Genomic DNA, 10,478 nt, shown 5'->3' with positions numbered 1-10,478 from the left:
GCGGGAACGACGGGGTTAATGCGTCTTCGGCGCGCGCGCCCGGCGTTTCGGCACCGGCGCCGCCTTCGCGCGCTCCGCCGAGCAGTCCGCACACACGCCGTACAGGGTCAGCTCGTGGCGGTCGATCACAAACCCCGCCGGCGCGAGATTTTCCATCGTGCCCGGACAGCCTTCGACATCGAACACCCGATCGCACGGCACGCAGTGGAAGTGGTGATGGTGGTGATGCGCCGCGTGGCTCATTTCGTAACGCGCATTTTCGCCCGGCAGGCTCACGGTCTGGATCGTGCCGTCGTCGAGCAGCAGCTTGAGGTTGCGGTAAATGGTCGCGATGCCGATTTCGGACACGGTCTCGCGTACCCCGGCGAGAATTTCCTGAGGTGTAAGCGGGCGGGCCGCCGCATCGATGACAGTACGAATCGCTGTCCGCTGGCGTGTAGAACGTTCCATGGCAAGGCTGTTGAAGCAAAAACCCATTATCCCATAAAGCTGAACAAACACTTGCCCCACTAATGATAATGCATTATCGTTAACGCCAAGCAGTCAGGTAATGCTCTCCCGACCTCCACCACGAAAGCCATCATTCCGTGCCTTCCATCGACTTCGCAGACAGCAGATCCACACCAGCGGCGCGGCGCGACTTCGCCTGGCCGACCGACCCGGCCAGCGCGCCGGCAACGATCAGCAGCGGGATCTGCCACGGCACCCTGGGCGAGCTGATTCAAGGCCCGTATATCGACGATGGCGCGGCACATATCAGCCTGATCTCGCTACCGGTCAAAAAATACAGCTGCATGCACTTCACCCACGGCGAACGCGCTGGCGCGGATCACGCGCTCGCCACCAAGACCAAGTGCCAGCAAGCGATCGCACACTACCTGGCGCTGCACCGCAAGCGCCTGCCGCCCGGGACCTGGAGCCACGATTCCGAACTGCTGGAAGGGAAAGGGATGGCCAGTTCGACGGCCGACATCGTGGCCACCATCCGCTGCCTCGACGCGATCTTCGGCATCGAGTCGCCTGGCGAATCGATATCGGCCACCCTGCGTGCGATCGAACGCTCGGACAGCGTGTTTTTGGATACCTACGCGCTGTACCTGAGCGGGCGCCAGCAGGTGGTGCAGTGCTTCGGCAGCGCACCGACCTTCCATGCCTGTTATATCGACGAGGGCAACCGCATCGATACCGAAAGAACCGGCGCGCGCCTGCTCGCGCTGTACCAGGAGCGGCTGACGCCCTACACGGCCAATCTCGACAAGGCGGTCGACGCTTTCCTGCGCAACGACCCGGCCGCCATCGCGGCATGCGCCACGGCCAGCGCGGTGCTGGGGCAGGACGCCATCCCCAAGCGCAACCTCGGCGTGCTGCTCAAGAACCAGGCGCGCTATGGCGCCGATGGCATTTTCGTCGCGCATACGGGCAGCCTGGCGGGCTACCTCTACATCCACAAACCGGGCCCCACGCAAATGGGGGCGCTCTCGTCATTCTTTCGCGGCCTTGGCTATCAAAGCCGCTTCGTCCAGACAGGATTCTGACCATGTTCGATCACATTGCGGACGCCATCAAGGCGCCGGACTTCGTACGCCTCGGCCCCAACCTGTATGTCGCCCGTTTCGAGACGATGAAGGTGTATTCGACGCTGGTGGCGGTCGAGCGCTTGCTGGCAGCGGGCGTGATCCGGCGCGGCGACACACTGCTCGACAGCTCCAGCGGCATCTATGCCTACGCGCTCGCACTGGCATGCCACAAGTTCGACATGCAGTGCCACATCATCGCCTCGAAAACGGTGGACAAGACGCTGATGGTGCAGCTCCAGCTGCTCGGGGCGAACGTGGAACAGGTGCCGCCCTCGGCCACGCTGAAGATGGACCAGAGCCTGCGCGTCGCGCGCATCCAGGACATCCGCGCGGCCAACCCGCATGTGCACTGGATGCAGCAGTACCACGACGACATTCATTACGCCGGATATGAGCCGATCGCCAGCGAGATCGAACGCCTGCTCGGCACCGATAAGCTGACCATCGTCGGCGGCGTCGGTTCGGGCTGTTCCACCGGCGGCCTGGCGCGCGCGCTGCGCTGCTCCGACGATGCGGTGGAACTGGTTGGGGTACAGCCGTTCGGCAGTGTCACCTTCGGCTGCGCCCATATCGAAGACCCGGGCATCATCATCGCCGGCATCGGCACCGGCATCCCCTTTCGCAACGTGCAGCACGCGCTGTACGACCAGATCCACTGGATCGGTTTCGATTATGGGCTGGCGGGCGCGGTGGCCCTGCTGCGCAGGCACGCGATCTTTGCCGGCCTGTCGAGCGGCTGCTGCTACCTTGCCGCCGCCCGTGAAGCGCAGTTGCGTCCCGAGCGCACTGTGCTGTTCATCGCGCCCGATACCGGTCACCGCTACGTGGACGCGGTCTTCGCGCAGCACGCGAACGCGCTGGAACTGCATGCGCTGGCGCCCGTCCACGTCGACTCGCACGAGCAGCTTGTGCTGCCCTGGTCGGTGATGGACTGGAAGCGCCGCACCGCCACCGAAACATTCAACTGAAAAGGGAGTAATCACACCATGGCACACCTGTTAATGATCGAAAGCTGGGTCGGTGGCACCGGCCGCATCTTCCCCGCCACCATCACCGGCGCCGGCCACACCTACACCTTCGTAACGCGCAACCGCGGCCACTATCTGGACGGGGACGACGCTCCGATTCATCCGGTGCTGGCGCACGCCGCCAACGTACTGACGACCGAGACCAACGACGTGCCGGCGCTGATTGCCTTCCTGCGCGCCCAGCACCGCATGCTCAAATTCGACGGCGTGGTGACCATCTGCGACTACTACATCGACACCGTGGCCCAGGTCGCGCAGGTGCTGGAACTGCCGCAGGCGTTTTGCAGCAACGTGGCGATGGTGCGCCGCAAACACCTGGTGCGCGAGGCGCTGGAAAAGGCCGGGCTGCCCAATCCCGTATTCCGCGCGGTGACGTCGTGGGACGCGGCACGCGAGGCGGCCAACGAGATCGGCTATCCGCTGATCCTCAAGCCGTCGGACCTGGCATCGAGCGCGTTCGTCAAGCTGGTCAGGGATGAAGCGGAACTGCACGCCGCCTTCAGCGCGCTGGAAGCATTCCCGGCCAACTTCCGCGAGCAGGCGCGCGAGCCGTTATGGCTGCTGGAAGAGTACATGAAGGGCGAGGAAGTCAGCGTGGAAGCCTGCACCTTTGGCGGACAGACAAGCATCATCGGCATCACCGACAAGAGCCTGACGGGTTTCCCCTGTTTTATCGAGGATGGGCATATGTTCCCGGCGCGGCTGGACGGCGACGTGAGCGAAGCGGTATGCGAGCTGGTGACGGCGGCGTTGCAGGCGGTCGGCTTCGACCACGGCATCAGCCACACCGAAGTGAAGATCACGCGCAAGGGGCCGCGCATCGTCGAGATCAATCCGCGCCCGGGCGGCAATTACATTGCGGAGTTGATCGAGCGGGTGACGGGCATTGCATTCCTGTCCGCCCAGATCGACCTGGCGCTTGGCCGCCAGCCCGACCTTGCGCGCAAGGAGACCGGCGTGCAGAGCGCCGCCATCAAGTTCCTGGTCCCGGCGGGCGCAGGCAGGGTCAATGCCATGACCGGCATCGATAGCGTGGCCAGCGCGCCGCACGTTGCGCGCGCGCTGATTGCGAACGCCACCGGCAAGGACCTGGACGCGCCGATCGACAACGCCTGCTACCTGGGCCACGTGGTCGCGGTCGATCCGGACGGCCTGGATGCGCGCAAATATGCGGAGAAGGCATTAAGCCGGGTCGAGATCAGCTTCGCGGGCGGCGCCAGGGAGCCGGCCGCGCCGTGGAACGTGGCGGGCCTGATCGAAGACGTGCAGTGCGGCCTGTACGGACCGGCGCCGGAGTCGATGCACGTGGCCGGCGCATCGTGGATTTCGCAGAGCACGCGTTTTCCGGGCACCCAGCAAACCTACCGCAACTACTATCTGGTGCTGCGCGTGGGGGCGGCCTTTGGCGCCTGCTGCATCGAACGCGACGCGCTCGACCCGACGATTGCGCCCGCGCTGGCGGGCAGCAGCGTGGCCGACCTGCTGGCCGATCCGCGCCTGCCGGTGCGCATCGCCGCGCTCGACGCTTACCTGAACGCGGTGCGGCCACCGCGCGAATCGGCGCTGGCGCAAGCGATGCTGCTGCCAGCCGGCGCGCCGCCGGTGCGTGCCGTGGCGCGCGACAATGCGATTGCCGCGCTGGTGTCGATCAAGCCGGGCCAGCGTGTGGGCCTGATCGGCGTGGTCAATCCGCTGGTGGACGCGATCGTGCGGCATGGCGGGATTTGCCTGCCGTGCGACTTCAACATGGACCGCACCCAGAGCGGGCTGGAAGTGGCGCGCGACATGCTGCCGATCCTGGAGCAGGCCGACATGATCATCGCCACCGGCATGACCTTGTCCAACGGGTCGTTCGACGAGATCCTGATGGCGGCGCGGCGGCGCGGCATTCCGCTGATCGTGTACGCACAGACGGGCAGCGGCATCATCCCGCGCTTCCTGGGCGACGGCGTCAGCGCGGTATGCGCCGAACCGTTCCCGTTCTCGCAGTTCAGCGCCGACCCGACCTCCGTCTACCTGTACCGCGCGCCATGACTGTGCTATCCGGCCAGGTCTGCAAACGCGGACTCAATGCCCTGCTGGTGTACACCTTCCTGATGGTGGTCGGCTTTGCGATGCTGATGCCGCTGGTGAGCGTGCACTTCGTGAGCAACGCGGGCATGGCCGCAGCCGTGGTCGGCGGCGCGCTGGCACTGCGCCAGATGACCCAGCAGGGCCTCGCACTGGTGGGCGGCATGCTGGCAGACCGCTTCGGCGTGCGGCCCATGATCTGCCTGGGCGTGCTGCTACGCGCGGCCGGCTTTGCCAGCCTGGCGTTCGCCGATGATGCCGTCATGCTGTGCGTGGCGATGGTGGTGTCGGCACTCGGTGGCGCACTGTTCGAGGCGCCTTACCAGGCGGCGATTGCGGCCCTGACCACCGACGAGACGCGGCCGCGCTACTACTCGCTCAGTAACTGGGTCAGCGGGATTGCCAGCACCATTGGCCCGCTGGCCGGCGTGGCGCTGCTGCATGTGGACTTCCAGATGGTGTGCCTGGCTGCGGCCGCGTGCTTCGCGCTCAACTGCGGCATCGCGCTGTGGATGCTGCCGCCGCTGGAAATCCAGGAGGCGCCGCAGGCCATGACGCACCGTCTCGGCCTGGTGACGCGCGACCGGCCCTTTTTGCTGTTCACCGGCCTGATGATGGGGTACTGGTTCGTGGCGGTACAGATCAATATCAGCTTTCCGCTGCTGGCCGAACGCCTGAGCGGAAACCAGGATAGCGTGGGCATCATGTTCGCGCTCAGCGCCGGCCTGACGGTGCTGCTGCAATATCACCTGCTGCGGGTGGCGGAGCGCTGGCTGTCGACGCAGCAGATCCTGGTGCTGGGCGTGACCATCATCGCGCTCGGTGCCGGCGCCATCGCGCTGGCGCATACCTTCGCGGCCTTCCTGGTGTGCGTGGCGGCGTTTTCGGTGGGCGCCATCCTGGTACGGCCGACCATGCAGAACCTGATCGCCAGCATGGCCAATCCGCAGGCGCTGGGGACCTTTCTCGGTTTCAGTTCGCTCAGCCTGGCGCTTGGCGGCGCGATCGGCAATGTGACCGGCGGCTGGCTGGTCGAGTTCTCAAGCGCGCGTCAATGGCCGCAACTGCCGTGGATGATATTTTGCGCGGTCGGGCTCTTGAGCGCCTTCGGCCTGTTCCGTTTGGCGCCACGCGCGCGGGAGGCCGCATGAACAAGCAGCATGCGATTGCCCTGCTGTGCGGCGCGGTGGCCGTGGCCAGTGCGGCGCGCTACTGGAGCACGCCCGCGCGCGCCCAGGCGGCTCCGCCCTCCCCGCCCGCCGTCGTGGTCAATACCGTGGTGGCGGTGGTGCGCGACGTACCGGTGGTGCTGCGGGCGAATGGCACGGTGACCCCGTCCAGCGAGGTGGACCTGCACGCGCAGACCACCAGCCTGGTGAAGCAAGTGCATATCCGCGAGGGCCAGTTCGTCAAGGAAGGCCAGCTGCTGTTTTCACTGGACGAGCGTGCCGAACGCGCCGGCGTGGAGCGCGCGCAGGCGCAGGTGATGCGCGACGAGGCGGCGCTGGCCGGCCTGGAGCTGCGCTACGGGCGCAGCATGGAACTGCTGGAGAAGCAGTTCATCGCCATCAACGCGGTCGATACGCTGCGCAGCGAGGTCGATGCGCAGCGCGCACTGCTGCGGGCCGGCCAGGCAGCGTTGCGGGCCGCAACGGTGGGCGCCAGCTACAACACGATCCGCGCGCCGATGGCGGGCCGGGTTGGCGCGATCACGGTGTATCCGGGTAGCCTGGTGCAGGTGAGTACCCTGCTTGCCACGGTCACCCGGATCGATCCGATTGCGGTCGCATTCACCCTGCCGGAGTCGAACGTGGGCGAACTGCTGGCGGCGCACCAGCGCGGCGCGGTCGCAGTGGAGGCTAACCACCGCAGCGGGACGCTGAGCTTCATCGACAACCGCGTCGACCCGGTCGCGGGGTCGATCCGGGTCAAGGCGAGTTTCGAGAATGGCGACGCCGGCATGTGGCCGGGGCAGTATGTGGACGCGCGCGTCACCGTGCGCACGCTGCGCAGCGCGGTCGTGATTCCGCAGGCGGCGATGATCACCAGCCCCGCCGGCACCTTCGTGTATGTGGTGGGGCCGGACCAGACGGTGGCACAGGTGGAGGTGACGCGGCTGCATGCGTTCGGGTCGAATGCGGCGGTCACCGGCCTGGCGGGCAGCGAAACCATCGTCACCGAGGGCAAGCAGAATCTGAAGCCCGGTGCGCGCGTCAAGGCGGGCCGGGGATGAACCTGTCCGCCTATTGCATCGAGCGCCCCGTGATGGTGGTGCTGCTGTCGGCCAGCCTGGTGATTGCCGGGCTGCTGGCTTACCGCTTCATTCCCGTGTCCGCGCTACCGAGCTACAACACGCCGGTCATCAACGTGCAGGCCAACCTGCCGGGTGCGAGTCCGGAAACGATGGCCGCGTCGGTGGCGCTGCCGCTGGAGAAGGAGTTTTCGGCGATTGCCGGCGTCACCTTGCTGACCTCCACCAGCACCCTGGGCGCGACATCGCTGACACTGGAGTTCGGGCCGGCCATCGACATCAATGCCGCCGCGGTGGACGTGCAGGCGGCGCTGCTGCGGGCGCAACGCGCGCTGCCGCGAGAAATGACCGAGCTGCCGTCGTACCGCAAGGTCAATCCGGCCGAAGCGCCGGTGCTGTCAATGGAGTTGACGTCGCCATCGATGGACTTGTCGGAGCTGAACGACTACGCGGAGAACCTGATCGCGCCAGCCTTGTCGGGCCTGCCCGGCGTGGCGCAGTTGACGGTACTGGGCCAGAAGCGCTTCGCCGTGCGGGTGCGCGCCCATCCCGGCCGCATGAAGGCGCGCGACCTGTCGATGGATGAACTGGCGGCCGCGCTGCAAGCGGCCAACGCCAATACGCCGCTCGGTGTGCTGGACGGGCCGGCCCAGACCATGGTCATCCAGGGTAACGCACAACTGCTCAAGGCAGCCGACTATGCCGGGTTGATCGTGGCCATGCGCGCAGGCCAGCCGGTGCGCCTTGGCGACGTGGCCGACGTCGAGGACAGCTACCAGTCGGTGCGCTCGGCCAGCAGTTTTAACGGCGAGCGCTCGATCGTGCTGCTGCTGTACCGGCAGCCGGATGCGAATACCCTGGCCGTGGTCGACGCGGCCAGGCGCACGCTCGAACGCATGCGCACGCAGTTGCCGCAATCGGTGGCGATCAATATGGTCAACGACCGTTCGGTATCGGTGCGCGAGGCGATGCATGACGTGAATATCACGCTCGGGCTGACCATCGCGCTGGTGATCCTGGTGATCTTTTTGTTCCTGCGCCATGCGGCGGCGACCCTGATCCCGGCGCTGGCGATTCCAATTTCCCTGCTTGGCGCGCTGCTGCTGATGCACTGGCTCGGCTACAGCCTGAATAATGTCTCGCTACTGGGGATCACCCTGGCCGTGGGGCTGGTGGTGGACGATGCGATCGTGGTGCTGGAGAACATCGTGCGCCATATCGAGGCGGGCAAGACCCCGGTTGATGCCGCCATCACCGGGGCGCGCGAAGTGAGCCTGACCATCGTGTCGATCTCGATCTCGCTGGCGGCGGTGTTCATGCCGGTCTTCTTCATGCCGGGGGTGATGGGATTGCTGTTCCACGAGTTTGCCGTGGTGGTGTCGCTCGCGGTACTGGTGTCGGCGCTGGTGTCGCTGACGCTGGTGCCGATGCTGTCGAGCCGACTGCTGACTGAACATGAACGTCACGGCGCAGCCACCAATACCGCCTTCGGGCGCGTCGAAAGGGCGTATGCGAGATCGCTCGACAAGGCGCTCGCGCACCGGCCCATGGTGCTGCTGGCGGCACTGGCCCTTCTGGCGCTGACGGTGGGGCTGTATGTGGCCATTCCCAAGGGCCTGCTGCCGGAAGAGGACCTGGGCCAGATCCGCGTGTCGACCGAGGCATCGGAAGATATATCGCCCGCCGCCATGCTGGCACTGCAAGTGAAGGTGGCGGCGGCAATCAAGGCCGATCCGAATGTGCGCGATGTGACGTCGTCGGTCAGCGGCGACAACAGCGGTAGCCTGTTCCTGCTGCTGAAACCACGCGGGCAGCGCGCGCCGATGGCCGATGTGATCGCGAGCCTGAAGCGCGCCACCAGCACCATTGCCGGCGTGGCCGTGTATGTCAAGCCCGTGCAGAATTTCCAGGTGGGCGGGCGGCCGAGCAAGAGCCGCTACCAGTACACGCTGCAAAGCGTAGGCGCCGGCGGTCCCGATGAATGGGCAGCGCGTTTCCTGGAGCGGATGCGGGCCGACCCGCGCTTTAGCGACGTGACCAGCGATGCGCGCAACCGCGGCTTGCAGGCGAGCTTGAAGATCGACCGCGACAAGGCGGCGGTGCTGGGCGTGCGGGTCGCCGATCTGCGCAGCGCACTGTATTCGGCCTTTGGCGAGCGCCAGGTGGCGACCATGTACGGGACGGCCTCCACCTATTCGGTCATCCTCGAATCGGCGCAGGCCGAGCGCCAGTTCGAGGACGCACTGGGCCATGTGTCGGTGCGCAGCAAGGCGGGTGAGCTGGTGAACGTGTCGAGCTTTGCGACGGTGGAGCGCACGCTGGGGCCCTTGTCGGTCAATCACCAGGGGCAGCTGCAAGCGATCACGCTGTCGTTCAACCTGGCGCCCGGCGTGGCGCTGGATGCGGCGACCGGCGCCATCGATGCCATGGGGCGGGACATGCGGCTGCCGGCGTCCATCGTGGCGCGTTATGGCGGCGACGCGGCGGTGTTCCAGGAGGCGCAATCGAGCCAGGTATGGCTGATCGTGGCCGCGCTCGGGGTGATCTACATCCTGCTCGGGGTCCTGTACGAGAGCTATATTCACCCGCTGACCATCCTGGCCGGGTTGCCATCGGCGGCGGTTGGCGCGCTGCTGACCTTATGGCTGTCCGGGATGGAGCTGACCATGATTGCGGTAATCGGCATGTTGCTGCTGATCGGGATCGTGAAGAAGAACGCCATCATGATCATCGACTTTGCGCTTCACCTGCAGCGCGAGGAAGGCATGGCGCCGGACCTGGCGGTGCGGCAGGCTTGCCTGCTGCGCTTCCGGCCGATCATGATGACGACGATGGCGGCGCTGATGGGTGCCCTGCCGATTGCGCTGGGATGGGGTGCGGGGGCCGAGCTGCGCCAGCCGCTGGGACTTGCGGTGGTCGGGGGACTGGCGTTTTCGCAGCTGGTTACGCTGTATGTGACGCCGGTGATGTACCTGGCGCTGGACCGGTTTGAGCGCAAGGCGAAGCGTCGGCGGGAGAAACCGGCGCGGGCCGGACGCCGTGATTGCGTTGTTGGCGAGACGGTCCTTTGACGGAGCGCCGTCCCCGGCGCTCCGCCTGGCAAAAACGATCAGGCAGGCTGGCGGCCAGCCGTGCCAGCGGCTTTCGACTCCAGGCTGTACGCACCGGCGCCAAAGGCGACCACTTGCAGCAGGCCCCCGGCCATGGCCAGGTTTTTCAGCAGGTGAATCAGCTGGTTCTGGTCGCCGATCGCATGGTGGAACACCAGGCCGGTCACGATGGAGAACAGCGCCAGCCCGAGTGCCACCAGGCGTGTCTTGATGCCCAGGGCGAGCATCAGCCCGCCCACCAGTTCGACCGCAATGGCGACGACCAGGCCAACCGATGCCAGCGGCAGGCCCATGGCCTCGATGTAGCCGATGGTGGCCGCCGGCGCCATGATTTTCCCGATCCCGCTGAAGATGAAGATCGCTGCCAGCAGTACGCGGCCGATGACGGGAATAACGGAAGTGTGTTGAGTCGTGCTGTTCATGGTATTTCCCTTCGATTCAG

Annotated in this window: 8 protein-coding genes; 6 read left to right on the top strand and 2 right to left on the bottom strand. The window is 66.1% G+C overall.

The window, feature by feature from the left end:
* Positions 1-15: 15 nt before the first annotated feature.
* Positions 16-450 (bottom strand): Fur family transcriptional regulator, encoded by a 435-nt coding sequence (locus PO883_RS16635; protein ID WP_289310811.1) that lies wholly within the window; start codon positions 448-450, stop codon positions 16-18.
* 137 nt (positions 451-587) lie between these two features.
* Between PO883_RS16635 and PO883_RS16630 the strand changes: the two genes are divergently transcribed.
* The 6 genes from PO883_RS16630 to PO883_RS16605 are packed head-to-tail and all read left to right on the top strand — an operon-like array spanning position 588 to position 9,997.
* Positions 588-1,535, top strand: a complete 948-nt coding sequence (locus PO883_RS16630) for a hypothetical protein (protein ID WP_289310759.1) — start codon at positions 588-590, stop codon at positions 1,533-1,535.
* Positions 1,536-1,537: 2 nt separating this feature from the next.
* A complete protein-coding gene (locus PO883_RS16625; RefSeq protein ID WP_289310758.1) occupies positions 1,538-2,545 on the top strand; it encodes a pyridoxal-phosphate dependent enzyme in 1,008 nt (335 codons plus the stop codon).
* 18 nt (positions 2,546-2,563) lie between these two features.
* A complete protein-coding gene (locus tag PO883_RS16620) occupies positions 2,564-4,639 on the top strand; it encodes an ATP-grasp domain-containing protein (RefSeq protein WP_289310757.1) in 2,076 nt (691 codons plus the stop codon).
* Positions 4,636-5,826 carry an MFS transporter gene (locus PO883_RS16615; RefSeq protein ID WP_289310756.1) on the top strand — a complete coding sequence of 397 codons (1,191 nt, stop codon included), beginning with the start codon at positions 4,636-4,638 and terminating at the stop codon, positions 5,824-5,826. The genes PO883_RS16620 and PO883_RS16615 overlap by 4 nt, the downstream gene beginning before the upstream one ends.
* Positions 5,823-6,908 (top strand): efflux RND transporter periplasmic adaptor subunit, encoded by a 1,086-nt coding sequence (locus tag PO883_RS16610; protein ID WP_289310755.1) that lies wholly within the window; start codon positions 5,823-5,825, stop codon positions 6,906-6,908. The genes PO883_RS16615 and PO883_RS16610 overlap by 4 nt, the downstream gene beginning before the upstream one ends.
* Entirely contained in the window at positions 6,905-9,997 is a 3,093-nt protein-coding gene (locus PO883_RS16605; RefSeq protein ID WP_289310754.1) for an efflux RND transporter permease subunit, read from the top strand. Before PO883_RS16610 ends, PO883_RS16605 begins: the two co-directional genes overlap by 4 nt.
* Positions 9,998-10,035: 38 nt before the next feature.
* Here the strand turns inward: PO883_RS16605 and PO883_RS16600 are convergent, their stop codons facing one another.
* Positions 10,036-10,458 (bottom strand): DoxX family protein, encoded by a 423-nt coding sequence (locus tag PO883_RS16600; RefSeq protein ID WP_289310810.1) that lies wholly within the window; start codon positions 10,456-10,458, stop codon positions 10,036-10,038.
* Between the last annotated feature and the right edge of the window lie 20 nt (positions 10,459-10,478).

The sequence above is a fragment of the Massilia sp. DJPM01 genome, assembly GCF_030348125.1.
Classification (GTDB): Bacteria; Pseudomonadota; Gammaproteobacteria; order Burkholderiales; family Burkholderiaceae_D; genus Telluria_A; species Telluria_A frigida.
This window is presented reverse-complemented; position numbering and strand designations above follow the sequence as displayed.

Coding starts and splice junctions, on each gene's coding strand:
- PO883_RS16610 (WP_289310755.1), top strand. CDS start 5,823: ATGAACAAGCAGCATGCGATTGCCCTGCTGTGCGGCGCGGTGGCCGTG.
- PO883_RS16600 (WP_289310810.1), bottom strand. CDS start 10,458: ATGAACAGCACGACTCAACACACTTCCGTTATTCCCGTCATCGGCCGC.
- PO883_RS16605 (WP_289310754.1), top strand. CDS start 6,905: ATGAACCTGTCCGCCTATTGCATCGAGCGCCCCGTGATGGTGGTGCTG.
- PO883_RS16615 (WP_289310756.1), top strand. CDS start 4,636: ATGACTGTGCTATCCGGCCAGGTCTGCAAACGCGGACTCAATGCCCTG.
- PO883_RS16635 (WP_289310811.1), bottom strand. CDS start 450: ATGGAACGTTCTACACGCCAGCGGACAGCGATTCGTACTGTCATCGAT.
- PO883_RS16620 (WP_289310757.1), top strand. CDS start 2,564: ATGGCACACCTGTTAATGATCGAAAGCTGGGTCGGTGGCACCGGCCGC.
- PO883_RS16625 (WP_289310758.1), top strand. CDS start 1,538: ATGTTCGATCACATTGCGGACGCCATCAAGGCGCCGGACTTCGTACGC.